Annotated in this window: 25 protein-coding genes; 13 read left to right on the top strand and 12 right to left on the bottom strand. The window is 50.9% G+C overall.

The genetic code is table 11. The features are described from left to right. From SPIRS_RS05140 to SPIRS_RS05130, 3 genes are read right to left on the bottom strand one after another with little or no spacing between them, the layout of a single operon-like run. Positions 1-1,050, bottom strand: coding sequence for an ABC transporter ATP-binding protein (locus tag SPIRS_RS05140; RefSeq protein WP_013253616.1), 1,050 nt, complete (start codon positions 1,048-1,050; stop codon positions 1-3). Then, positions 1,050-2,084, bottom strand: coding sequence for an iron ABC transporter permease (locus SPIRS_RS05135; protein WP_013253615.1), 1,035 nt, complete (start codon positions 2,082-2,084; stop codon positions 1,050-1,052). Before SPIRS_RS05135 ends, SPIRS_RS05140 begins: the two co-directional genes overlap by 1 nt. Next, positions 2,084-3,334 (bottom strand): ABC transporter substrate-binding protein, encoded by a 1,251-nt coding sequence (locus SPIRS_RS05130; protein ID WP_013253614.1) that lies wholly within the window; start codon positions 3,332-3,334, stop codon positions 2,084-2,086. Before SPIRS_RS05130 ends, SPIRS_RS05135 begins: the two co-directional genes overlap by 1 nt. Positions 3,335-3,461: 127 nt before the next feature. On the opposite strand from SPIRS_RS05130, the gene SPIRS_RS05125 reads away from it, so the two are divergent. The 7 genes from SPIRS_RS05125 to SPIRS_RS05095 all read left to right on the top strand — a co-directional run bounded on the left by SPIRS_RS05125 (position 3,462) and on the right by SPIRS_RS05095 (position 10,875). Next, positions 3,462-4,640 carry a MalY/PatB family protein gene (locus SPIRS_RS05125; RefSeq protein WP_013253613.1) on the top strand — a complete coding sequence of 393 codons (1,179 nt, stop codon included), beginning with the start codon at positions 3,462-3,464 and terminating at the stop codon, positions 4,638-4,640. Positions 4,641-4,929: 289 nt separating this feature from the next. Further along, the gene (locus SPIRS_RS05120; RefSeq protein ID WP_013253612.1) at positions 4,930-6,912 is read left to right on the top strand and encodes a TonB-dependent receptor; all 1,983 of its coding nucleotides are present in this window, start codon (positions 4,930-4,932) and stop codon (positions 6,910-6,912) included. Between the two features lie 6 nt (positions 6,913-6,918). Then, a complete protein-coding gene (locus SPIRS_RS05115) occupies positions 6,919-7,704 on the top strand; it encodes an energy transducer TonB (protein ID WP_049784589.1) in 786 nt (261 codons plus the stop codon). A gap of 202 nt (positions 7,705-7,906) precedes the next feature. Then, positions 7,907-8,737, top strand: a complete 831-nt coding sequence (locus tag SPIRS_RS05110; RefSeq protein ID WP_245537702.1) for an adenylate/guanylate cyclase domain-containing protein — start codon at positions 7,907-7,909, stop codon at positions 8,735-8,737. After that, positions 8,734-9,228 carry a SixA phosphatase family protein gene (locus tag SPIRS_RS05105; RefSeq protein ID WP_013253609.1) on the top strand — a complete coding sequence of 165 codons (495 nt, stop codon included), beginning with the start codon at positions 8,734-8,736 and terminating at the stop codon, positions 9,226-9,228. The genes SPIRS_RS05110 and SPIRS_RS05105 overlap by 4 nt, the downstream gene beginning before the upstream one ends. Before the next feature lie 4 nt (positions 9,229-9,232). Beyond that, entirely contained in the window at positions 9,233-10,159 is a 927-nt protein-coding gene (locus SPIRS_RS05100) for a permease (protein WP_245537701.1), read from the top strand. Then, positions 10,156-10,875, top strand: coding sequence for a TIGR03943 family putative permease subunit (locus tag SPIRS_RS05095; protein WP_013253607.1), 720 nt, complete (start codon positions 10,156-10,158; stop codon positions 10,873-10,875). The genes SPIRS_RS05100 and SPIRS_RS05095 overlap by 4 nt, the downstream gene beginning before the upstream one ends. 39 nt (positions 10,876-10,914) lie before the next feature. Here the strand turns inward: SPIRS_RS05095 and SPIRS_RS05090 are convergent, their stop codons facing one another. Next, complete coding sequence (locus SPIRS_RS05090; RefSeq protein ID WP_013253606.1) at positions 10,915-12,033, bottom strand: aminopeptidase; 1,119 nt, start codon at positions 12,031-12,033, stop codon at positions 10,915-10,917. Between the two features lie 51 nt (positions 12,034-12,084). Between SPIRS_RS05090 and SPIRS_RS22485 the strand changes: the two genes are divergently transcribed. Beyond that, positions 12,085-12,255: a hypothetical protein gene (locus SPIRS_RS22485; RefSeq protein ID WP_171814755.1), complete on the top strand. Its 171-nt coding sequence runs from the start codon at positions 12,085-12,087 to the stop codon at positions 12,253-12,255. Here the strand turns inward: SPIRS_RS22485 and SPIRS_RS05085 are convergent. After that, on the bottom strand, positions 12,248-12,754 hold the full coding sequence (locus tag SPIRS_RS05085; protein WP_245537700.1) for a MarR family winged helix-turn-helix transcriptional regulator: 507 nt from the start codon (positions 12,752-12,754) through the stop codon (positions 12,248-12,250). The two genes, SPIRS_RS22485 and SPIRS_RS05085, sit on opposite strands and share 8 nt — an antisense overlap. Positions 12,755-13,087: 333 nt before the next feature. On the opposite strand from SPIRS_RS05085, the gene SPIRS_RS05080 reads away from it, so the two are divergent. From SPIRS_RS05080 to SPIRS_RS05065, 4 genes are read left to right on the top strand one after another with little or no spacing between them, the layout of a single operon-like run. Further along, positions 13,088-13,723 carry an ABC transporter permease gene (locus tag SPIRS_RS05080; protein ID WP_013253604.1) on the top strand — a complete coding sequence of 212 codons (636 nt, stop codon included), beginning with the start codon at positions 13,088-13,090 and terminating at the stop codon, positions 13,721-13,723. Next, complete coding sequence (locus SPIRS_RS05075; protein WP_013253603.1) at positions 13,720-14,820, top strand: betaine/proline/choline family ABC transporter ATP-binding protein; 1,101 nt, start codon at positions 13,720-13,722, stop codon at positions 14,818-14,820. The genes SPIRS_RS05080 and SPIRS_RS05075 overlap by 4 nt, the downstream gene beginning before the upstream one ends. Beyond that, positions 14,820-15,467 carry an ABC transporter permease gene (locus SPIRS_RS05070; protein WP_013253602.1) on the top strand — a complete coding sequence of 216 codons (648 nt, stop codon included), beginning with the start codon at positions 14,820-14,822 and terminating at the stop codon, positions 15,465-15,467. The genes SPIRS_RS05075 and SPIRS_RS05070 overlap by 1 nt, the downstream gene beginning before the upstream one ends. A 50-nt stretch (positions 15,468-15,517) precedes the next feature. Further along, positions 15,518-16,456: a glycine betaine ABC transporter substrate-binding protein gene (locus SPIRS_RS05065; protein ID WP_013253601.1), complete on the top strand. Its 939-nt coding sequence runs from the start codon at positions 15,518-15,520 to the stop codon at positions 16,454-16,456. 134 nt (positions 16,457-16,590) lie between these two features. Here SPIRS_RS05065 and SPIRS_RS05060 read toward each other — a convergent pair whose 3' ends face one another. Genes SPIRS_RS05060 through SPIRS_RS05050 form a run of 3 tightly spaced genes read right to left on the bottom strand, consistent with a single transcriptional unit; the run spans position 16,591 to position 19,483 of the window. Further along, a complete protein-coding gene (locus tag SPIRS_RS05060; protein ID WP_013253600.1) occupies positions 16,591-17,556 on the bottom strand; it encodes a YitT family protein in 966 nt (321 codons plus the stop codon). A gap of 16 nt (positions 17,557-17,572) precedes the next feature. After that, on the bottom strand, positions 17,573-18,415 hold the full coding sequence (locus SPIRS_RS05055) for an EamA family transporter (RefSeq protein WP_013253599.1): 843 nt from the start codon (positions 18,413-18,415) through the stop codon (positions 17,573-17,575). Between the two features lie 18 nt (positions 18,416-18,433). After that, positions 18,434-19,483, bottom strand: a complete 1,050-nt coding sequence (locus SPIRS_RS05050; RefSeq protein ID WP_013253598.1) for a M42 family metallopeptidase — start codon at positions 19,481-19,483, stop codon at positions 18,434-18,436. A 487-nt stretch (positions 19,484-19,970) separates the two neighbouring features. Between SPIRS_RS05050 and SPIRS_RS05045 the strand changes: the two genes are divergently transcribed. Further along, positions 19,971-20,621 carry a class I SAM-dependent methyltransferase gene (locus tag SPIRS_RS05045; RefSeq protein ID WP_013253597.1) on the top strand — a complete coding sequence of 217 codons (651 nt, stop codon included), beginning with the start codon at positions 19,971-19,973 and terminating at the stop codon, positions 20,619-20,621. Positions 20,622-20,829: 208 nt separating this feature from the next. Here the strand turns inward: SPIRS_RS05045 and SPIRS_RS05040 are convergent, their stop codons facing one another. From SPIRS_RS05040 to SPIRS_RS05025, 4 genes are read right to left on the bottom strand one after another with little or no spacing between them, the layout of a single operon-like run. Further along, entirely contained in the window at positions 20,830-21,687 is an 858-nt protein-coding gene (locus tag SPIRS_RS05040) for an L-ribulose-5-phosphate 3-epimerase (RefSeq protein WP_013253596.1), read from the bottom strand. Position 21,688: 1 nt separating this feature from the next. Continuing rightward, entirely contained in the window at positions 21,689-22,708 is a 1,020-nt protein-coding gene (locus tag SPIRS_RS05035; protein WP_013253595.1) for a hypothetical protein, read from the bottom strand. A gap of 3 nt (positions 22,709-22,711) precedes the next feature. Further along, entirely contained in the window at positions 22,712-23,410 is a 699-nt protein-coding gene (gene araD, locus SPIRS_RS05030) for an L-ribulose-5-phosphate 4-epimerase (RefSeq protein ID WP_013253594.1), read from the bottom strand. A 41-nt stretch (positions 23,411-23,451) separates the two neighbouring features. Continuing rightward, positions 23,452-24,960, bottom strand: coding sequence for an FGGY-family carbohydrate kinase (locus tag SPIRS_RS05025; protein ID WP_013253593.1), 1,509 nt, complete (start codon positions 24,958-24,960; stop codon positions 23,452-23,454).

The raw sequence follows: 24,960 nt of genomic DNA, 5'->3' as shown, positions 1-24,960 counted from the left end.
TCAGTCCAGTCGAGCTATCCCCTTCTCCTGATCCAAGGCCCGGGAGAGATCATAGAGGCTCGTGAAGCTTCTAACCCCGTTCTCATCCTCCACTTCCCAGGTGCAAAGCGTCTCCGCACGACGAATACGTATCCTGAAATCGGCATGCTCCCGATCATCATCCTCGACGGAAGCCACGCCGATGCGGGAAAGGGCGCGACCTGTCCACATCTTAATCGGTGCCTCCTCCTCGTCCGAGAAATCAACAACGGCACGAGCCAGAACAGGACGGTCGGCAACAAAGGCCCCAAGCTCCCGATTGAAGCTGACCCCTTCGCCATGGAAAACCTCTTCCAACACACCGTTTAGCACCAAATCCTCGGGAGCTCCGAAACGCATTCCCCCTCTCTGTTCCATAAGCCATACCCTGTCGCTTGAACGGAGCACGAGTTCAAGATCATGACTGGAGAGCAGGATAGAGGTCCCTTCCTCCCTGGCGATGGTGCGGAGGAGGTGCATGAGCTCAACCCGACGGGTAAGATCGAGAAAAGCAGCAGGTTCGTCAAGGATGAGGAGCTCCGGCTCCTGAGCCAGAGCGCGTGCAATCATAACCTTTTGGAACTCGCCATCGGAAAGATTGGAGGCCCTCATGGAGGCAAGATCTTCTGCCCCGACCAAAACAAGAGAACGGTCAACGATAGCCTCATCCTCTCTTTTCGACCCCGTACCATACCGCCTGTGGGGATAGCGTCCCATGACAACAAGTTGCCGCACGGTAAGAAAGCCGGAATCGGGACGGCCGGTAAGAACAACGGCAATAGAGCGGGCACGATCCCCGGCGCTTATTGAAGGAAGCGGGAGCCCTGAGAGATAGATGCTCCCCGACAGAGGGGGAATTACCCCTGTCAGGGTCTTTAACAAGGTTGATTTTCCGGATCCATTGGGTCCGATAAGGCAGACCATCTCACCGCGATACAGTTCAAGATCGGGCAGTCGCCCGAGAATTCGCTCGTGACGCCGACTGCGGTATCCGGTAACAAGGGCATGCGTGGACAGAATCGGCTTCCGCATTACAGTGCCCCCGAGCCGCTTCGCTCCCGCAGAAGTACATACATTACCACGGGAGCCCCGAAGAGGCTGGTGACGGCGTTCAACGGCAGGGAAAGATTACTGCCCGGCAGCCGTGCTATCAGATCCGCAGCAAGCGCAACCGAAGCCCCCGAAAGAGCGGAGGCGGGAATCAGGGTCCGATGGTCCGAAGCCGAAAAGATCCCCCTGGCAAGATGGGGAACGGCAACGCCGAGAAAGGTAACGGGTCCGCAGAAGGCCCCGACGGTTCCGGCAAGAAGCGCGGTGCAAAGAATCATGGCACCCCGTACCGCAATGATCGGAACACCCATGGTCACGGCATAGACCTGTCCAAGGATCATCACATCGGAGGGTCCGGCAATCATGAACGAAACAAGCAGGGCAAGTCCAAGGACAGGAGCCATAACGGCCAGATGATCCCAACTCGTGGAGGCAAAGCTCCCGAAACTCCAGGTGATATAGGAGTGGATCTGTTCGGCAGCGGAAAAATGGATCAGCAGGGTAACGAGGGCGTTTGCGGCATAGCCAAAAAGGATGCCAAAGAGCAGGAGCACGGTGACGGAGGCCACTCTTCTGGAGGCAGCAAGAATAATCAAAAGAACAAGCAGGGAGCCGCAAATCGCGGCAATGGCGAGGCTCCAGCGCCCTGCACCGTTAAGCCCGGTAAGCAGGCCGGCTCCACCCCCGATACCACTGCTGAGAACCACCAGGGCGACCCCAAGGTTTGCACCCGCATTGATACCCAAAACAGAAGGTCCTGCAAGAGGGTTTCGGAATAACGTTTGCATGAAAAGACCGCTTACGGAGAGTGCCGCTCCGGCTAAAAGGGCGGTAAGAGAGCGGGGAAGCCTGAATTCGACGATGATGGTCCTCCATTGTTCGGGGACTCCGCCGGAGGTATATAGCGCCTTCCACACCTCAGATAGGGGAAGATTCACCGAGCCGAAGAGGATTCCCGCCAGGAAAAGAAGCAAAAGAAGCAGCAGCAACCCGCTCCATTGAAGGATTCTATTCATTACCGCCCCTCCTTAGGAAGCGGACGATAGTAGACAAAGTGGTGGTCGGGCAGAAGGTCGGGATGAAAGAGGGCAACCAGATCGGACAATATCAGATCGGGGCGAATGATTCCCGACCCATAAAACTCGTTGCCACCTCCCGGGGTACGCGCCTTATCGTTATTGATCACCGCCCCGTTTCGAACCGCCCGAAAATCGGCGAATCGAGAGTCGGCAGCACGAACATCATCAAGAGAACTCCAACCGTATTGGTGGAGCCATATATCGGCATCATGCGCCCGGAGAAAGACCGCTTCCAGGTCAAGGGAAACGCTACCTGTTCCCGGAATATCGTCCCATAGATAGCGCCCCCCTGCATCTTTAATCAGGCGAGCCATATAACTCTCCCCTCCAGGGACGATCCAACTGCCACCGAAGGGATTGTTGAGGAGGACCGTCGGCCTATCGGAAAGAACAAGATCCGAGGTGAGCTCAGCCGTTTCGCGATAGCGTTTTTCGATCGTGGAAAAGATTTCCTTTGCTTCCTGCTCCTTACCAAAAAAGAGTGCGATAAATTTGATCCATTCTGCCCGCGCCAGGGGAGATGCCTCGAGATAATCGCCGTTGAGTACGGCCGTCAGACCTCCCTTTGCAAGCAGCGGTACCAAATTCCACTCCCCGGAGGCCCCGGTAGTCATAACGATATCGGGTGATGCCATGAGAAGCCGTTCGATATCAAGGCCAGGACCGTTGCCGACTTCGACAACCTTTCCAACATCAAAACGTTCTACAATCTCCTCATCCCCGACAGAGCTCATTGCATCATGGGCGACAACGGCATCGGCAAGCCCCAACATTACCAGGGGGTGAAGATAGGTTGAGGAGAGGGTTGCTATGGAGTGCACCGGAACGCTGACAGGAAGAGCTCCCGCAAACTCCGGTGTATCTGCATTAACCTCACTATCCGGCGGAAGTAAAAGATAAAGGGCAGGGGCCGCCGCAGCACCAGCCCAGGAACGCGCTACCGAGAGAAGGGCATATTCGCCGGAACCAGAGGTTCCATAACGGACGGAAAAACCCTGTGCATAGCGGGGTGAAATCCGAAAAATAGGATCCTTCCAATACGCCCCATCCCCCTTCCGCTCGACGGGAACCTCCACCGCCACGGCAGGCGAAGAAGGTTCCGGCACACCGGATGCAAAAAGACATGGAGGAAGGAAGGTGATTTTCAACAGACAAAGGATAAAAACAGTACGTAAAGATGGTTTCAAGCAGCCATACTCCTTTCCTCTTACTTTCGACTGTCCGATTATTGTAGTCGCTCCGCTGTTCCTTGACCAGATGCAGGAAGAATACAAACGTATTGATTCTTCTGCTTGAGCGCCGTACTATCTTTTCATGAACAACTACGACACAACACCAGACAGACGGGGAACGGGGTCGATCAAATGGGATCAAAAACCCCATGAAAGCGCCCCCGAACAAATTCCCCTATGGGTTGCAGATATGGATTTTCCGACGCCGGAAGCGGTAACAAAGGCCATTGCCGAACGGAACAGCCACCCTATATTCGGATATACCATGGCAGGCGACGGTTATTACCGGGAACTCGACAGATGGTTCTCAAGAAGGTTTGATTTTTCGATAGAAAAAGAGAGCGTTACCATATCCCCGGGAATCGTTCCGGCAATACATGCCGCGATAAGGGCCTTTACCGAACCGGGAGACAATGTCATCATCCAAAATCCGGTCTACTACCCTTTTGCTTCGGCTGTTACTGATAACGGCCGAAATCTCATGGTTAATAATCTTGTCGAAAGGCACGGATACTACACCATGAATCTTCAAGAGCTTGAAGAGATGGCCGCCTCTGCAAAATTGATGATCCTTTGCAGTCCGCACAATCCTGTCGGCAGGGTGTGGGATCCCGGAGAGTTGGAAGATGTTGCCCGCATTGCGGAAAAGCATAAGCTTATCGTGGTTTCCGACGAGATCCACTGCGATTTAGTCATGCCTGACGCTCCCCGCCGTCACACCCCCTTTCCCCTGCTGGATGAGGGAGTCGCGGAACAGACAGTTCTCTGTACGGCACCGAGTAAAACCTTCAATATTCCGGGTCTTGCAACCAGCAACATCGTCATCACCGATAGTCGGTTGAGAAGGCGTTTTCGGGAGGAACTCAAGCGAAGTTGCGGTGATCTGCCCAATTGCTTCGGCGCCGTTGCCTGCGAAGCAGCCTACCGAGAGGGCGAAGCATGGCTCGAAGAGACGTTGAAATACATTATGGGCAACAGGGATGCCTTGACCCTTTTCCTAAAAGAAAATATCCCGGATATCACGGTCATGCCCCTGGAGGCAACATACCTGCTTTGGCTCGATGTTCGGCCGATTCTGGCGAAGAGCAGCTTGACAAGCTCGCAGCTGGAACGCCTATTCATCGACGAGGCAGGCGTCTGGCTGGAATCGGGATCGCTCTTCGGCACTTCGGGCGAGGGTTTTCTCAGGGCCAATATTGCCTGCTCAAGGACGCTTCTGCTACAAGCTTTTGAAAAGGTGGCGGCGGTTCTGCAAGCATAAGGTATTGCATTTTTTTGAAAAAAAATGCAATACCGAATAGTGATGGCGCGTTATACTGGCGCTTTCATTGATAATGACGGATGAAATAACGGAAATCTGTGAAAATCAGATGTGGGCGTGCCGCCGTAAGCGACCATGACAAGGTCGTAAGCCGGAAGACGATTTTATCCGTCAGGGGTCACTTCGACCTTCATTACCGCATCTCTCACGTACAGGGACCGGTAAAGTGACATGCTTGCAACCAATCGCAAAAGCAGGTTTCGTCTCTTTACCTCCTTCCGGAGGCTACATGAACCATAGATTCATTCCGATCGCCATTCTCGTTTTCGTCCTTATATCTTTATGGCTCGTTCCCATCTGGGCCGAGGAAGAGACAGAAAACGGAGAAGCATCAAAAATCAGCGTTGTCGTAACCGCAAACAGGATTCCGACGAAAGAGAGCGAAACGACCGCGGAGGTGACCGTCATCACTGCCGGAGAAGTACAAGAAAGCGGGGTCACATCTATTGTCGATCTGCTGGAAAGGGTCCCCGGAATCCAGTTCCGCAGCGATTCGACAACGGCAAAGAGCCAAATTTCCATGGGCGGATTCGGAGAAAGTTCCTTCGGCAGGGTTGTGGTAATGGTGGACGGAAAACGGCTCAACAATCCCGATATGAGCTCGATCAACTGGCAGTCTATCTCCCTGGAATCCATCGAGCGGATCGAGGTCCTCCACGGTGGGGGGTCGGTACTCTACGGAAGTGGAGCAATAGGTGGCGTCATCAATATCATTACAAAAAAGCAAAGCGATCCCCTGTCTCTGAGTATCTCGAGCACCCTGGAAAGTTACCAGAGTTTTAAGGAAGCCATCTCCGCCGGCATTGCGAGGGGAAATGGATCGCTCAGTGTCAGCGGAGATTATTATTCGAGCGACGGCTATCGGGATAGCAGCGAACAACAGGCGGCCCATGGTAAAATAACAGGAAATCTTTACCCCACGAGCAAGCTGGTCCTTGATCTCGGCCTCGGCTACAGCTACAACTATTACCAGATGCCGGGCGGTCTTACCAAGGATCAGTTGGAGGATGACCCCACCGAGGCCGTCAATCATGCCGACGAATCTACCGAACACATCCTCTCGGCAGATCTTCACGGTGAATACCAGGCAACGGACAAGCTGCTTTTCGATACTCTTTTGGGCTACGAGTATAAGAATTTCTCCCCGGATATGCCGTCATGGGGTAGCTACTATTACGACAACATCTATCACTCGCTAAGTTTTCAACCCCAGGCAAGCTTCGAAACCACTGCCGAGGGACACTACCCCATCACCATGGTTTCCGGAATCGACACGAGGTACAGTTATCTCGACTCTAGCACATACGATTCGGCCGAACGAAATAACGCCACGGCCGAGACAGAGGTTTCTCTCCTTTCCCTTGGAGGCTACACGAATCTGGAGGTTAAGATCGGCGACAGCATAGGGGCTTCCGGAGGTTTCCGCTTTGATGGTGCCGATATCTTTACCGACGATGATAATGCGTGGCACATCGGTCCGGCCTGGTCCATAGGCCTGCGCTGGAACCCCGACGAAAACTCAAAACTCTATCTGCGCCACGAACGAGTCTTCCGTTATCCCTTTACTGATGAACAGATAACCTACGGAACATTCCTTCCCGACCTGGAAGCGGAAAAGGGCTACCTGTTCGAAACAGGGGGCTCGATAAAAATTTCTTCCCTGCTCGAAATAAAGGGCCGGGCCTATCTCAATCTCATGAAACATGAAATTGTCTACAATACGGCCACCTCTCAAAATGAAAACCTGGATGAGACCCGGAGAATCGGCGGCGAGACAGAGCTAACGTTGAAACCGAAACCATGGCTGACCATGTCCGGCTCTTACGCCTATGTGTTGCCGACCTTTATACATGGGGACAACGAAGACAAAGAAATTCCCCTTGTTTCCAAACATGTAGCCGGAGCATCCCTGCTCTTTGCCCTCCCCCATCGGTTAGAAACGGAGCTGGGAACAAGCTACCGAGGTTCCTCTTACCAGGGGGGGGATAATGCCAATACCCAGGAAAAGGTCGACGGCTATGTTATAGTCGATGCATCTTTACGCTGGAAACCCACAACACGAATGGGTAACCTTACCATCATCTTTTCCGTCGACAATCTTTTGGATGAAAACTATGCATCCTACGTCTATTACAATAGTTGGTCGGACACCAGCAGCTATTACCCAGGTCAGGGAAGATCATGTACCCTGAGCGGACGCTATAGCTTGTAGATAAGGATGTCGGCAAAGGTGTCCGAGCAGCTTGAAGAACACAGGAGGCAGGCGGTGGCGATAGCCTCGGCTGCCTTGCTCCATGCTCTCTTTTTTCTTTGCTTCGGAAGATGGATGGATGGTGCACTCTTTCAAGCTCCCTCCCAAGTGGAGAGGCAGGAGCAGATCTCCGAGCTCTATCTGGATCTCGGATCCCCCGAGCAAAAGCGTGTTGCCACTCAGGACAAGATAGAGTCCATGCCCGATTCCGGACATCGGGAAACTTCCCCGCCGAAAGTAGAATCGCCTGCCGTTCAAAAGCAAAACGAGGCACCGGCAAAGGTAGGTTCAGAGTCAACAGAACATCAACAATCGGACGACACATCTACACACTCCCACGCTTTGCAAGAGAAAGAAATGGTACCTCGTTCTCGTGAGGGAGCGGCAGAAGGGGGAGAACAGGCATACTATCACGTCAATGAAGGCTCAACAGAAACCGGGGAGAAAGTAGGCGCCGATAATGTAGCCGATGTTGCCGACCTTTTCCTCATGATCCTCAAAAACCGCATATCACGAAACTTCACCTATCCTCCAATAGCCAGAAACAGGGGAATAGAAGGCCTTGTAGCGGTAAGGCTTTCGATAGCGCCCAACGGAACCCTCGAAGAGTGCCTACTCCAACGCTCTTCAGGAAGCTCGCTGCTGGATAAAGAGGCCCTTGCCCTTCTCAAATCGCTTTTCCCCTTCGACATCGCTCCCGGCGAACAGATACGATGTTCAATTGAGGTAGAGTATACCCTCAGCGACAGCTAATTCGGTAAAGCAATCCAGTGGAGGAATCCCTTTTCTCTTGTTTGAAAAAAGGCTTCGAAGTATACTGCTTTGGTACAATAGCAACAACATGAGCTTTTCGAAAGGATATAGCATGCTCGACCCGTCACTACACAATCACATAGCAGAAATGATGACAAAATCACTAAAACCTGACCAAATCGATGAGCTGGGATGTCTTCTTATGAACCACTATTGCTCCCATACCATCCTGGGCCTCGATTCCCATATAACCGTTCCGACCAGGAAAGCGGCAACTGCCTTTATCCAGGAATGTGAGCAAAAGGGATATGAAGAACGACTTTTGAAACTCCTCATAGAAATCGACGGAAATCAGCTTCTCGGAAAAACCGTGAATCTCGAAGGCATCGAAGAGATGAGAAATATGATGCTCTATTCGGGGCTTGTCTACGATGAAAAGAAACGTAAAATTCGTAAGCTCAGGGAAGATCCTTCGGAGCTTTCGAATTGGGGTGCCTTAAAGCAGGGAAAGCGTTACGACATGACCATTGCGAGTGTCGATATTGTCGGGAATTCTGCCATTGTAAAAAAACACGGAATAAAGAAGGCGGAAAAGCTTTATTTCAGATTCTGGGCCTTTTTGCGAAAGGTTTTGGAGGATTACGATGGCAGAATCTGGAACTGGGCAGGAGACGGCGGTATTCTCGCTTTCACCTTCAAAGGGCATCAGCAGCGTGCCGTGATGTTCGCCCTGGAGGTACAAAGCCTCATCGGGGTTTTCAATGCCTCTCCCGACAAGCCGGTCAACGAGATCATTCGTCTCAGGATCGGCCTGGATACCGGGAAAATAAAATTCGCAGATGAAACCGGACAGATTGTTTCGGAAACCATCAACTACGCTGCCCACTTGGAGAAAAATGGTACCGATCCGGGCAGCATATCCGTATCTGATGAGCTGATCGGATCCCTTCCGAAGTCTTTGCGTGCGCTTTTTAAGGGAAACGGGGTCTTTGAAGAACGAAAAACTTGGAAATATAAAGGAGCGCTTCAATGAAACGACTCTATCTCATGCGCCATGCAAAGCCGGAACATGGCGACGGTAAACGGGACTTCGACAGAGAACTGACCCATCAGGGCCGTATAGATGCCGAGGCGATGGCCGCCCGGCTCATAGAGCTTAGCCCTCTGCCAGGTCAAATTTTCTGCTCCGAGGCTGCCAGAGCCCTTGAAACCGCCCGCATCATGGCAGCAGCCCTTCCTAAGTGCCCCACGCCCGTCCCGCTTGCGGGACTCTACACGGGAACAGCAGACGATTATCTGAACCTGATAGCGGGCAAGGCATCGGCCCCGGCCGTCATTGTCGTGGCGCATAATCCGGCGATGGAACAACTTGCTGCTTTTTTCGAGAACAGCAACACGGGAATGTCGGCGGGAGATATTGTTTGGTTTGATTTTCCCATCGACCAGTGGGAATCACTCAACGCCGGATTAAGGCCGCTATCCGGGGGACGACTTCATCGGGATTCAGCGCGTAAAGCGAAATGAGCCAATGATGGATGCGGCCAACTCCTATGCGCTTTTTTCCTATATCCTCTGGGCAATGATAGCGGAAGCCTTGCCTTTTCTCCTTTTGGGGTCGCTGATTGCGACCATTGTTCGCTACTATCTGAAACCCGAGGTCATAGAGCGAATCACTGCGGTGCCGATCTTCGGGATTTTACTTGCATCACTTATAGGACTGATATTTCCCCTCTGCGAATGTGCCATTGTTCCTGTTGCACGTAGCCTGAGAGAAAAGGGGCTCTCTCCCGCTGCCGCCTATACCTTCATGATAGCGGTGCCCTTGATCAATCCCATAGTCATTTTTTCAACCGCCTACGCCTTCAGAGGCGAAGCTAAGGTGATCGCCGGTAGGTTCATCCTCGGATGGGTGGCCATTCTGATTATCGGTGCGCTGTTATTGCTCCTTCTGCCCTCCCCCAGCGGTGAAAAGAAAAAGCATATACACCATAAACACACCGAGGATAATCATGGTGCCAGTTGCGGTTGTGCAAGCTGTAGCTGCGAAACAGCAGCAAAAGAAAAACAGGGCATCAGGGGCTTCATATCGTCGGTCGCCGGAGAGTTCTTTTTCATGGGACGATATTTTCTCCTCGGGGCCGTCATCACCTCTGCGGCACGAAGCTTCATCCCCATGGAATCACTCATGAAGATTGGGAGGATTCCGATCCTTTCCGAAATTATCATGATGGTGCTGGCTTTTCTCTTTTCGGTCTGTTCTGAAGCCGACGCCTTCATCGCCAGAGGCTATCTGCCGTGGTTCTCACAAAAAGCGATACTGGCGTTTCTCATTCTCGGTCCCATGCTCGACCTGAAAAACACCCTTCTCCTGTTCCGTTCTTTTCCTCGGCGGGAGGTCATCCTTCTCATCATCATTATCGTGGGAACGGTTTTTGTAACGGCGGCTATAGCATGAAGGGGTCATGGATTACGCGGCTTGCTTCACTCTGCTATGCTGCAGTTTTTCTCACGCTTGTGATCACCGACCGGGTAAGACTTCTTCTCGTCCCCCGCTACATCCCTGTGCTGCTTGCCGCATCGGCCTTGTTTCTTCTCTTTGCCATCACAGGCGCCCCAGCGCCGAAGGACGGCATGTTGGCCTTCTTCCTCCCCTTGCTTTTTCTTCCGGGAATCTATACTGCGCGGTTTCCGGAAGCCTCAGGGAGCCAGGCCGTATCCATCGTGAACACACAGAAGCCGACGGTTCAGAGGCAGGAAGAAGGGGAAGAGAAGATTCCTCCGGAGGGGCCTATCGTGCTGGACCAGGAACACTACTACTGGTGGTACCAAGAGCTCTATGATCATCATGAAGCCTATATGGGAAGAGAGATCACGGTCGACGGCTTTATCCATACCGGAGCAGGGCTTCAGGAGGGGCAGGTATTACTCGGACGAATGCTGATGTGGTGCTGCGCGGCGGACGTCCTTACCATCGGTTTTCTGATACACAACCCGGAAGTACTGCCTGCCGTAACAGGAGAAAGCCAGTGGTACAGGATAACCGGTCGCCTTACCGAAACCAGCTATTACAACCCCTCAACGGGAGAAAGCTACAGGGTTCCGGCAATCGAAACAGAGCGCTGTAGCCCTATACCGACGCCGGAGCTTCCCTGGGTGTATCCAGACCTTTAGTGAAAAGAAGCCGCAACGGACAACGATTCCTCTCTTACACTATTTCAGACGGTCGGGATTCAAGGCCTGGAAGGCTTCATGGACGAAGCGGCCATCCTTCCGGATCAATTCGCCGTCGATGCTGATCTCACCACCGCCCCACTCCGGTCGCTGAATGCAAACGAGGTCCCAGTGAACCGCACTGCGGTTTCCATTGTCGCAGTCGTCATAGGCATTCCCCGGTGTAAAGTGAAACGACCCCGCAATCTTTTCGTCGAAAAGGGTATTGTCCATGGGACTTTCGATCCAGGGGTTGCATCCAAAGGAGAATTCCCCGATATAGCGTGCCCCATCATCCGTATCAAGCACCTGGTTGATACGTTCACTGTCGTTTGCCTTTGCCTCGATGATCCGCCCCTTTTCAAATCGGAAAGAGATATCACGGTAGGTAAATCCATCCAGCGTCGAGGGGGTGTTATACGAAATCATCCCCTCAACGCTCTCACGAACAGGACAGGTATACACCTCCCCATCGGGAATGTTGGCGCTCCCGTCACACTTGACGGCAGGAAGGCCCTCGATAGAAAAGCGGAGATCGGTCCCCGGCCCGGTGATGTGAACCGATTTTGCCAGGGAAAGGAATTCCTCGGCTCGATCCATGGCCCGGCTCATTGCCGCATAATCCACTCCAACGGAAACTCGATAGTAAAAATCCTCAAAGGCCTCGGTGGACATGGCAGCCTGATATGCCATGGTTGGTGTAGGATAGCGGAGCACAACCCACTTTGTGTGAGGCACCCGAATACCGAAATGAACGGGCTGCACGTAATTGGTTCGATACAGGCTGCTTTTATCGGCGCCGATATCCCCCATTTCCAGCTCGTTCCAGGAGGCCCTGATCCCAATATAGGCGTCCATCTTTTTCATGCGATCCGATTCGGTCTCAGCAAGCGAGGCAATGCTTTCAACACTCGCTTCGGCAGCAAGGGCCCGCTGCACCCGTTCACTGGTCATATTGACAATCGGATGTCCGCCCACTGCATATACCGCACGTATCAGTGCTTCCACCATTTCAACAGGAACATCGACGCTCTGAATCAGACAGCGCTCCCCCGCTTGCAGGCGGATAGAGTATTCTACCAGCAGTTTCGCCAGCTCATCATGTCGTTGATCTTTCATTTCTTGCCGCTCCTTACGGAATTTTTTATATTAATACAAGGAGGTGTTTCTATGTCCGATATAGATTCAATCGCCCCGAATACATACCCAAGCCCGGTTCCCGGCCCGGTGGAAGAAGTTCCTCCAGAGGAAGAAGAACATCCACCTGTCGAGGCTCCCGACACGCATCACTATGAGCAGTGGGACGACCAGCGAGGAACCCGGATCGATACCACTATATAAACTGTCCCACCTCTTCTTCGGGAAATGATATATGCTCAGCACCCATCATCGTGGCAATCCGCTGAAGGGATGAGAGGATAAGATTCTGTTCCCATGTTTCTAGGGTTTGGAAGCTATTGATAAAATCGGCCTGAAGCACCGAGGGATTGGTTTTCAGTATCTCTTCGGCCTTATCGGTGGTTCGTACAATGACCCTCCGCTTGTCGAGGGTACTGCGTTCCCTGGTTACCATACCCCGCTTTTCAAGGCGGTCGATAATATTGGTGACCGTAGCCTGGCTCAGGGAAACTTTCTTGGCTACATGACCGATGGTGATATCCGTACCCGATCGAATTTCTTTCAGAATCATGAGCTGTGGACCGGTAAGTCCATATTCTTTGCCAAGTCTCTTTGAATGCATATCGATTGCTCTAATGATCCGCCGAAGCGTAACAAGCACATCGTAGCTGATATCATAGTGTTCAGGCATCCATACGACCTCCGAAACGATCTCTGCCATTTATTCTACATGGTTTTCATTTTTACGACCAGTCTTCTTTACAGCTCTAAAGAAATCAATCTATGGAATTTTTCTCCATGATAATATATTTAGCAGTATATTTTATTAAACGTAACACTAAAAGCTGATATTCCTCTCAAAACAAGGAAAACATAATATAATTACTATTATTGTAAACAATTAAATCATACATAACATACTTACATCACAAATTTTAAATATCATTTCATTGACCAATCATCAATAATTTGTTTATACTAATAAATACAATTCAGAATATAAGGAGGGCTTATTAACCTTTCGACCTATCTTCATTATTATGGGCCGACCCTGTTGCTGCAGTTTCTCCAGCATCTCAAGGTTGTGCTTCTCAGCATTCCCTTCTCGATTATCATCAGCGTACCCATTGGTTTTTTCATATCGGGCAAACCCAAATTGGCAAAGATCATTATTTATATCTGCAGTATCCTGATGACCATCCCCAGTTTGGCACTCTTTGGAATCATGGTTGTTGTTCTGGCGCCCGTTAAACTCGGCATCGGTATAACCCCAGCTATTCTGGCAATTATGATGTATTCCCTTTTACCAATCATTCGAAACACCTATGCAGCCCTCAATAGCGTGTCTCCCCGGATGATCGAAGCTGCAAAGGGAATCGGCCTGACCGGACAGCAGATACTCTTCCGCATAAAACTCCCGCTTTCGATTCCGGTCATCATGGCAGGGGTGCGAAACGCCATTGTACTCGGTGTCAGCGTTGCTACATACGCCTCTCTGGTAGGAGCCGGAGGTCTCGGCTATTTCATCTTCAGCGGAATCGGACGAGCCAACTTTCTTATGGTGCTTTCCGGAGCCCTTGTAGTATCGGCCCTCGGTATAGGAATCAACATGCTTCTCATGAAAGTCGAAGAATGGCTGACCCCTCGCGGATTGAAAATCACCCCCGTATCGGAGGAGCGTATAGAATGATAGAGCTCAAACGTGTAACTAAACGATTTGATAAGAAACTTGCAGTACAAGACCTCTCTATGACCATCGAACAGGGAAAGATTACCATGCTGATCGGTCCTTCCGGGTGTGGGAAAACCACAACGTTAAAAATGATCAACCGATTGATCGATGCCACCGAAGGGGATATTACGATCTCCGGCCGTTCAATCTACGATCTCGATGCGGTACAGCTACGAAGAAGCATCGGTTACGTCATCCAAGAAACCGGACTCTTTCCCCATATGGACGTCTTTACAAACATAGCGATGGTACCGAGGCTCATTGGATGGGATGAGCGGAAAATTAAAAACAGGGTGGATGAGCTACTGCATCTTGTGACCCTAAACGGTAGCTACGTTCATAAATACCCCTTGCAGCTCTCCGGAGGAGAAAGGCAGCGGGTGGGGCTTGCACGTGCTCTTGCTGCCGATCCGGAAATTCTACTCATGGACGAACCCTTCGGCGCCATTGATCCGATCAATCGCTCTCGCCTGCACGACTCTTTCTTATCGATTCAGGAAAAGATAGAAAAGACTATCGTCTTCGTTACCCATGATATCAATGAGGCGATAAAGCTCGGCGACAAGATTGCAATCATGCAAAACGGGAATCTTGTGCAATATGACAATGTAAATAACATTTTGTACGAACCTGAAAACAAATTTGTAGAAAAACTCCTTGGTCATGATCGAAACATCAAGGCCCTTGTCCTAAAGAAAAACAAAGACTACATCGTCACCACGGGATATGTGCAGGTACACAAAGCGGATAAGCCGGAAGCCGTTATCCGAAAGATGGAAGAAAAGGGAAAGCGGGTTGCGATCGTTACCGACAGCGACGAGAAATTTCTCGGCCTTTTCGCCCTGGAAAAAAGCAGAAAGGATCCCCAACCACACCTCTCATTTATCGACAACGTGGTTACGGTAGAAAAAAACAATAACCTCCAGGAGACCTTCAGCTTGATGATTGATGCAGGGGAGAGCTCGCTCCCTGTCGTCACCGAGGGCAACCGCTTCGTCGGAGCCATAAACCTCGAAGACATTTTCAATGAATTCAAAAAGGCACAGGAGGATTGATGTCGATAGTAGCATATGTCTCGGAAAACCGGGAACAAATACTTGCCCTCGTAGGGCAGCACCTGATCCTTTTTTCCGTTTCAATCTTTTTCACCGTGATCATAGGACTTGCCGTCGCGATTGCCGCCAGCAATGAGAAGAGGAGGGATCTCGGCAGAATCATTCTAACGATAACAGCGGCGGCCCAGGCCGTTCCGTCTATTGCCGTCGTAGCCCTTGTATTCCTCATTGTCGGTATCGGTATGAGGCCGGCAATCATTGCACTTTTCTTCTACAGCCTGGTCCCTATTGTCTTCAATGCAACCAGCGGCTTAATGAGTATCGATACCAAAACAATCGAAGCGGCCAGAGGCATAGGACTGACCGACCGCCAAATCCTATGGAACATTAAGTTTCCTATGGCCAGCCCCGTTATCATGGCCGGCATACGAAGTGCCGCAACTATCAATGTGGGAACAGCCACCGTTGCCGCGGTAATCGGCGGAGGGGGATTGGGAGACCTCATTTTTATCGGACTCAAACTTAATAAAAACTACATCATACTTACGGGCGCACTATTAACCGCACTTATCGCAATTATCGTAGATACCTTCCTTGCCATAATGGAACGGCGAGTAACGCCGAAAGGATTAAAACTCGGCCGATAAGGCAGAGTTTTAATATCGAAGAACACTATCTGTACAGAGAGGAGAAGATCATGAGACAAAAAGCTAGAATTTTTGCGGCCTTTGCTATTGTCGTCCTTACATCGGCCATCCTATTTCCGGGATGTGCCAAAAAAGAGGAGGCGGGAAAAGAGGAGCAGAAGGGAAGAGTAACCGTCGGAGCAAAGAATTTCACAGAACAATACATCGTGGGCAACATGATGGCAGAACTTCTGAGGAATAAGGGTTTCGAGGTAAAGGAACAATTCGGCACCGGAAGCAAAATTACCAGAGACGGTCTTGAAACAGGACAGACAGATCTTTATGCCGAATATACGGGTACGGCATGGTCCGTATACCTTGGGCACGACACAACAATTACCGATCCGGAAACACTTTTTGCAAAGGTAAAGGAAGAGGATCTGGCCGACCACAATATTGTCTGGCTCGATCGATGGGAGCTCAACAACACCTACGCCCTTGCAATGAAGCAGGACGAAGCAAAAGAGCTCGATATCGCCTCAATAGGTAATCTCGCTAGCTACGTTTCGAAACAGCCGGAGGCTCTGAATTTCGGTATCGATCAAGAGTTTTACGAACGACCCGATGGATTCTTTAAAATGGCCGAAACCTATGATTTCACGGTAGCGAAAAAACAGGTAAAAACGATGGATGTAGGACTCTCCTACGAGGCTCTCGACCGAGGTCAAGTTGATGTTGCCATGGTCTTCGCCACCGATGGTCTCTTAAAAAAATACGGTCTAAGGGTTCTTTCCGACGATAAGAACTTCTTTCCCGTCTACAACCTTGCGGTAACCGTGCGAAAAGAGGTCATCGACAAACATCCAGAGATTGCCGATATCATGAAACCCCTTGCCCAGCTCCTTGATGACACAACAATGCAGGGTTTAAATTATCGGGTCGACGCGGAGGGGTTACCGGCTAAAATGGTGGCACAAGAGTTCTTGAAAGATAATGGATTAATTGAATAGACATGTACTGTTCCGAATCCTGGTGATTTTATAGATCAGTATGAGAGGCAAGACAGTACCATAAGTCAATCTTTCACACCCATGAGCCGCAGTTCTCTTTCGTCCGGCTCATGGGACAATTTCTTCTTCTACGTTTACATTTCAAGAGATCTTGTTTTAAAACCGTACCCCACCACATCATGCACATCATGCATAACCATAAACACCTTGGGATCTTCCTCCAAAGCAATTCGTTTGAGAACGGCGGTCTGACGCATATGAAAGGTTACATAAATCACCTTGATTCCTTTTCGTGAATAGGAGCCCATGCCCCTCAGGAACGTTACCCCCCGATCCATTTCGTCGTAGATTCGTTCCTTTATCCGTTCAACCGCTCCGTCGTCCATAGAGATAATATAGGCAGCCTTTACCCGACTAAAACCTTCGGTCATGATGTCCGCAAAGCGCGAGGAAAGGAAAAGGGCAAAGTAGCTCCAAATGATTATATTGATATCCCTAAAGACAAAGCCGGTAAAAAGAATGATGACCGACTCGATGATAAGATAGCCATTTCCAATCGAGATATTGAATTTCTTCTTCATGAGAGCAACGGGGATATCGGTCCCTCCCGTAGATGCCCTGCTCTTGAAGATAAGGCCGATGCCTATTCCCATCAGAATCGAACCGGCGATGGCTGCAACAAAAATATCATCGGTAAGGGCCCAGGTAAAAGGAGAGGTCAAGACACCATTTTTCGTATTGTATTTTTCAATAAGATCCCGCATAAGATTCCAGCGATACAGACGCGCAGGCGCTACAAGATCGGTCATAAGAGCACTAACAAAAAAGCCGACAAAGGTCCCAAAGCCGAACTGCCTGCCGACGAACACTATCCCAATGATCCAGAGGGGGAGATTCATGATAATCATACTGATTCCCATACTCCAGCCGAACATGTGATAGAGAATTTGGCTAAGCCCCCCTACTCCGCCGGGAACGATTTTAAAGGGGACCAGAAACCAGGACAGCCCGATTCCGTATACAAGGCTGCCGGCAAAAATCCCGCAGAGTTGGCGAAACAGTGAAAAAAAGCTATGCTTTCGCATCACACCCTCGGACATACACTCCTCCCACTATTTAAAACAAGAGCCAGATTGCGATCAGGGAACCTCCAAGGAATAGATAGTTGTGCGCTTTCAGCTTCTCTCTCCAGACAAAGGCACTGGTGATGCTGGTAAGTACAATGATGGAGATGCCGTTAAGCGGATAGGCAATCATCCCTGGAAGCAGCTCAACAGCTTTCATAAAAAAGACCGCCGCATGATAATTTACCAAGCCAAGTATCACCCCAAGAAGAATAGTTCTGGGGGTGATACGATTCTTACGAATTCTAATCCATAGGATGGAAAAAAGAAGAGAGATAATGTAGACGACAAAAAGGAAGGAGTTCGTGTCAAGAGAGAGATAGAACTCACTTTTCAATTTGAATATAAGATCGTTCATACCGAAAAAGAAAAAGAGAACGAGGGCCCAGCCAAGACCACCATGGACCAGGCGACGCAGGTTCTGGCGATCGGGAATCTCCTCCCCCGAAAGCGGAATAATGGCAAGCGCAAGAACCAGCCCTATGGTTTGTTTCCAATCAACGCTTTCGGAAAACAGCAGGATGGAACAGAGGGTTGGTATGACGAGGGAAAGCCTGCCCAAGGAAACCGTAATTGAAACCCCAAGCCTTGGAATCGCAAGATTCATCAATGCGTAGCAGAAAACAAAAAGTGTACCCAACAGCACGGCAAGAAAAAAGGCTCCGGGGCTCATACCGGAGAGAGAAAAGTGATCGGATCGTATGATGCTCAATACAATGGCAACCACATAATTTGTCATCAATATGGGATAGATCGGTAGATCCCGCTTTTCTCGGTATTTAAAAAGATGGCCAATGAGAACGGCACATGCGACGGAAAGGAAAAGATATCCCATACGTTAACCTTTACTCGTTTAATCGATTTCAGCGTAGTGCTTAAGAACAGCAAAAAGATCGTCAAGGGCACGGCAGTGGGTCCGCTCGTAGCCATGACTTGCCGAAACCCCAGGCCCGATCAATCCGTGACGAAGGTCATTACCCGCGAAAAGTGCGGCATCGGCATCACTTCCGTAAAAGGGATAGACATCCAGTGCAAAGTCGACATTGAGCGAATGAGCGGCAGCGGTTAATCCTCGCAGGATCTTCCGATCAAAGGGGCCTCTGGAATCCATGGCGCATATAGAAATCGTGGTATCGGAACCGGAAAGGTCCTCTCCAACTACCCCCATATCCACTGCAATAAACTCTCCGACATCGCTTCCGAATCCGGTTGCCCCTCCATGCCCGACCTCTTCATGAAGTGAAAAGAAGAGTGACAAGCGTCGCTTCGGCTGAAAGGACCCGTCGGCGGCTGCATCGGATAAAGCCAAAAGCACTGCTACGGCAGCCTTATCGTCGAGATGCCGGCTTTTGATAAACCCCGTCTCGGTGATGACGGTCCTCGGATCAAAGGAAATCCAATCTCCCGGAGCGATCCCAAGTTCCCTGCACTGGGTATCAGAATCAACACATTGATCAAGGACGATTTCAAGATTTTCATCGCTTCGCTTGGCCTCTGAAGCATCCTTGCTTGCATGAACGGAAGGGTTGAAAAATTGTACCGTGCCACTATAAGAAAGCCCCGATGCAGTATGGACCACACAATTCTCCCGCTCGACAGAGTGGTCGGGATACGAGCCGATCTTCGCAAAACGAAGCCTTCCGTTGGATTTTATCGTACGGACCATGGCCCCCAGGGTATCAAGGTGAGCGGAGTAGACCAAAGGTCGCCCCTCTCCTCCGAGATGGCACAACAATTCTCCCTTATGCATCCTCTCACATACAAATCCGGCAGCCGAGAGCCGTTTTTCAAGCTCATCCGCAAGCGGTTCGGCAAAGCCGGTCGGCGACGGAAACGCACAGAGATATTTTAACCGCTCCAGGATTGTTTTGAGTACAGCGGCATCACGATAGGAGTAACTCATGGCAGAAAGTGTATCCCATTGTTGCACTTTGTTCCAGCAAAATAAAAACCGGCGGCAGCGACTGCAAAAGAGAACATGTCGATAAATCGTTGCTCAGAATAATCGCAGGACTGGAAAATCCTGACTGCGGCAGGGTCTTCTTTCGCCTGATTGCGATGGTTCCGCTCTTCGCGCCGACGATGCGACAGGGGATAGCGCTACGATACCTTTTCGGTAATAAGGGATTTATTACAACCGGTTTTTTCGGCTGCTCCCCAGAACTACCACAGCCGTTTCTCCACATGCCAAAACATCTGCATGAATGCAGGTGCTCATTATGTGATAATTGAACTTGGAAAACGGGCATAAAGCGAAGGTTGATTGCTTCTTCGGTTTCCAGTAGTTATACTATGTCCACCGTATAATTCACAGAGGACCAAGCGAAAGGCGTAATGAACTTTGCTTTTTACTGGTTTTCAAAATTGAACCTTTTTCAGGGAGAAAACATATGGTGAATTCTTATGATTCGGATTCTTGGAAACCTACGTCAAATAAAGCCGCTGAAGCTAGCTTCATTGAGTATTATGCTAAAATTTTTAGTCCGTACAACATTGATACCATGCATGATTGTACCTTTGGGAGTGGATCGCTAACGTATCCCCTATATAAAATGGGATACTCAATGAGTGGCTCAGATTTAAGTGAGAATATGATTACCCTGGCAAGAAACTATATTCAACAGGAAGGTTTAGAAATAGAAGTTTTTCAGAAAGATTTTCGGGAAATAAACCTAGATAATAAAGTCGATTGCTTAATTTCCACAGGGAATTCATTACCTCATGTTTCGAATACTGACTTGCAGAAAGCAATAAAAAATTTTGCCGATCAGATTAGAAGTCATGGCTATTTCTATTTTGATATAAGAAACTGGGACAAAATATTAAGCAGAAAAATTGAAACTATACCAACCTATTATCCAATCAGATGGAATCTTTTAGAGAAATACTTGGAAGAAGCCGGATTTGAGATTATAAAGCGATACAATCATGATATTTTTCACAACTTTGGATCAAAGACTGAAGCCATATTTGAGATAGGCAGTGAAAGTATCTTTATGGATGTGGATTGGTATGCTGTTCTAGCAAGAAAAATACAGTAGTCCTGATTATTACATGATCACCGTCACTCGTAACTGGAGTTGACGGGGCTGTCGAAGGATGCAGGGATAGGAAACTGTCGCGGGCGTCACGCGGAAAAGACACAGGAACGTGCCCCAAAAGACATGAAGCATCCAGGAATGTAGAGATACGTTATCGATGGGAAGATTGTCACCCCAAGGGTAAGGTCAGGCTCAATTGCGCCCGTGATTAAAGTCCGAGAGCCTTCTCCCCTTCTTTCAACGCTGACCTAAGGAAAAGCCCATTCTCCTTGAGTAAGTTCCTCCAGTCTTCCTCACCGGTGTACCAGAATTCGCCCACGAACATGCGCACTCCAAGGGAGAGGGCAACCTTGGTCGCCTCCTTAAAATCGACGTGGCCATGGCCGTAAGGCACCTCACGATATACACCAGGATTGGACTCTTTGAGATGCAAGGCAGCCAAATGCCCGTGTCCGGTGCCCAGGTCCGCCTCCAGGGTTGTTCCATAGAGCGCGGCAGCATTCGTAACGTTGCCTGTATCAGGATAGACCTGAAGGTATGGCGAGTCCATCTCATGTACCCAGTGCATAGCCTTCGCCGTCGTATCCATGAAGGGGGTCTCCATGGTCTCGAAGGCGAGGATGACTCCTTCCCTCGCAGCAACCTCTACAGCGATGGCGATATTCTCGGCGAAACGTTTTTTGCTTTCTTCGGAGGAGGGCACATAATAAACATCATAACCGGCTATCTGAATGAGTCGAATTCCCAAATCCGAAGCGAGACATATGGCATCGCACATGATGGCCATGCTGCGTTGACGCACTGCGAAGTCGGGATGCCCCAGGGGATATTTGCGGTGACCGCTTAGGCAAATTGACCGGATACGTATGCCTATGGAGTCCATGGCATCCAAAAGCCCCTTCCGTTCGGAATGATCCCAGGAAAGCCGATTCAACTTTTCATCGGTCTCGTCAATGGACAACTCAATGTAGTCATATGAGGCCTCGCTCGCCACGGTTAACTTCTCGGCCAGCGACAGGCTCGATGGCATGCTTTTTTCGTAGAGTCCTAGCGTGTATCGTTCCACGTCAATCCTCCACGATAAACACCGCGGCCTCGCCTATCTCGCGATTTGCCACAGCTATAAGGTCCCGATCGGGGCCATTGACGACCATGACGTTACTGGGACCGCCCCCCATCTCGATGACCTCGCTGACTATGTGGTCTCCGTTCCATCTCAGGACAAAGAGATCCCTATCGGAGCCACGACAACCGCCGATGAAGGCCGGTCTGCCCCGAAGGAGCCCGCCCCATATCGCGTGCACGAAGCTCATGGGTTTCGGGTAGGTATACATAAGCGCAAGGCCGCCTTCCGTACGTTTGTAGACGGAGAAGGCATCGCCGTGAAAGGGCTCAATCATGGCCAGCTCATCTACCCCGTCGCCGTCTATGTCACAGAGCGCAATGTCGGAGATGGCTTTTTCGTAAAGCACCTGGACCTGCCACTTCTCTCCTTGCCGCTCGGGGGGCGTTACCTCGAAGAGCCCCTGGTCACAAGCCGTCCAGGCCTTATCGAACCCATCCCGACGTATCTTGGAGTAGCCATGGTTTCTGGTCATTCCGTCGGCGATGGGTATGAGTTCTATGGGGCCCTCCATGTCGTCGGGCAATTCGGCAGCGAATAATTGCCCCGGTGAACTCCAGTCCTCTACGCTCGTCTTACATGAACAGACGGTACAGCAGAGGATGTATTTCACGCCGCCCCTCTGGAGGATGTCGAAACGATGAACATAGGGCAGCTTCAAGAGGGGCGAAACATTCCACCATGTTCCAGCCTTAACGGCGCGGACTATTTCAGCCTCCTTGGCCTCGAATCCGGGATAAAACCGCTGAATGGCGAGAATCTCACCGTCCGATCGGGGCACGACGGCCATAGTCCCGCCGGGATGTTCCCAGATGGACTCCGACGTAAACGTTTCTGCATCGAATGCGAGGCAGGGCCCATCGGCCTCGGCTGCAAATAGCAGAACCTCGCGTCCGTCTATGAGACCGTGGCTTACGGCGTAACAATAGGGAATATCCCCCAGCTTGATCTTGGTAAAAGTCATGGGTTACCTCGTACCTGACTGGCCGTAATAAGCGTTTGCGCCGTGTTTACGGAGGAAGTGCTTATCCAGAAGATCCTGCGATATAGGCTCGATGCTGCCGGATAGGGTGATACAGTGCCAGGCCATCATGGCGGCCTCCTCCATGACGACGGCGTTGTGCACTGCCTCCAGGGGACTATCTCCCCAGGCGAAGGGCCCGTGGCCATACACGACCACACCGGGGATAGAATTCGGTTTCAGCCTCTTGAAGCGCTCGATGATAACGGATCCCGTCTCCTTTTCGTAGGCTTCGGCTATCTCTTGCTTCGTCATGGGCCGCGTGCAGGGTATTTCCCCGTAAAAGTAATCGGCATGCGTCGTTCCCAGGGCCGGAATTCCCCTGCCAGCCTGGGCGAAAATGGTGGCCCAGCGACTATGGGTATGGACGATTCCGCCAATGTCAGGAAAAGCCTTGTAGAGCTCGACATGCGTCGGCGTATCGGATGACGGATTCAGCTTTTCTTCGACACATGTTCCTTCCATGTCGACGACAACCATATCCTCGCTCTTCATGTCGGCGTACTCCACTCCGGAAGGCTTTATCACAATCAACCCGCGATCGCGGTCTATGCCCGAGACGTTACCCCAGGTAAAGGTCACGAGCCCATGCCGGGGAAGCTCGATATTGGCTTCCCATACGGCGCGTTTAAGATCTTCTAACACGATGGTTCTCCTTCAGGCGCTTTTAGGCGGCGCCAGCGCCATCAAACGGCGAATTCACCCCATACCGAGTCGAGAGCCCGGCATAATGCCTCATACTTTCTGTATTTCTCTCGGTAGATGCCGACACGGGTTTCATTCGGGGCAACAGGGGCGTTGACGCTCACCATAGCCGCTCCGGCGGCTTTATAGTCGGGATACACCCCGGCCGCCACTGCAGCGGCCATGGCGCAACCCAGAGCGCCGAGTTCCTTGACCCCTGCTACCGTCTCGATCGGGAAGCCGAGCACGTCAGCGAACATCTGAACCCAGACAGTCGAGTTTGCGGCCCCCCCGGCCATCCGGATGGCAGCGGGCGCTGGTCGAACCGAAAGAAGCCTATCGATATGGGTCTTATGAGAGAAAGCAACACCCTCGAAAACGGCGCGGAGCATGTGGGATTTCCCATGATACGAAGTGAGCCCCAAGAAACTTCCCTTGGCCAGAGGATGCCTATTGGAGCCGTAGAGAAAGGGCAGATAGTAAATCTCGCTATCGGCCGGTGACAGCGCATCGACGGTCTGGTCTATCCAGCGATAGAGGTTTACCTGATTCGTACGTTCTTCGCATAGGAATCGCTCTATGAACCATTCGAGATTCCCCGCACTCGTGGCGCTGCACTCCTCGAGGAGATAGTAGCCCGGAACGGCGTAAAGCGAATTCATGGCGATGGCAGTCCCGAGTACGGGTTTGGTGGAAATAAACTCGTTGATGCTCCAGGTACCGGTTATGGTGCAGAGCTGATCGGGCGATTGCATGTTCATGGCCACGGCACAGGCGTCTATGTCAACCATGCCCCCGGCGACCGGCGTGCCGACGGGCAAACCGGTGAGCCGGGATGCCTCGTTGGTGATCACCCCGCAAGGGTCAGAGGAATAGCGGATCGGAGCAAGGCATTCGTAGACTTCCTCGATGCCTAAAACCCCCAACAACTCACGGTCGAACCGGGTCTTGCTCACGTCCATAAGCCCTGAGCCGGAGATATCGGTTACCTCGCAGTAGGCCTCTCCCGTCAGACGATAGCGAATGTAATCCTTAACCGAAAAGACCCAACGAATATTGTCGTACGCAGCCTTTTCGTTATCCTTCATCCACGCAAGCAGCGAGGCCTGCTGACAAGAAATGAGCTTCTGACATATTTGCGGGTAAAGTCTATCGGCCGTGCCGTCCAGTTGCCAGCGTTCGGGGTATCTCCACGCCCTATTATCGGTGGAGACGATGCCGTGATACGCAGGTCGGTCGTTCTTGCCCCATGGGTAGAGCCCCTTGCCGTGACCGCCTATGGCGACACCGATGATAGACCGAATATCCACGTCCGATGACTCGACAACGTCACGAATGCAGCCACAATTGGCAAGCCATACCTCTTCCATGTCCCGCTCTGTATACCCCGACTTCGGCGTATGCATTTTTGTCTGCCGTGAAGAAACCGCTAACTCAGTACCCCTCATGTCGAATAGAGCCGCCTTAATGACTGTCCCGCCATTATCAACTCCGATAGCGTATCGTTCCAT

Origin of the sequence: Sediminispirochaeta smaragdinae DSM 11293, assembly GCF_000143985.1 — a bacterium.
Taxonomy (GTDB): Bacteria; Spirochaetota; Spirochaetia; order DSM-16054; family Sediminispirochaetaceae; genus Sediminispirochaeta; species Sediminispirochaeta smaragdinae.
Note: the sequence above shows the minus strand (reverse complement) of the source record. Positions and strands in the feature narration are given on the sequence as shown.